1 pseudogene is annotated in these 238 nt (G+C 68.9%); it reads left to right on the top strand.

What is annotated here, in order from left to right:
* Positions 1–238: pseudogene (locus QWY28_RS23860) on the top strand (hypothetical protein); the annotation flags it as partial.

Genomic DNA, 238 nt, shown 5'->3' on the forward strand with positions numbered 1-238 from the left:
GGTGTCCACGTCGCTGCGCACCGACCTGGCACTCGACGCGCTCGACATGGGGCTGTGGACCCGGCAGCGCGCCGGGCAGGACGTCACCGGGCTCACGCATCACAGCGACCGCGGAGTCCAATATCGAGCGATTCGCTACACCGAGCGGCTCGCCGAAGCCGAGGCCGTCGCGTCCGTCGGATCTCGTGGCGACTCCTATGACTGCGAGCATCGTGACTGCGCCACCACCTGGGGTCTG

It is taken from the genome of Nocardioides oceani, from assembly GCF_030412965.1.
Taxonomy (GTDB): Bacteria; Actinomycetota; Actinomycetes; order Propionibacteriales; family Nocardioidaceae; genus Nocardioides; species Nocardioides oceani.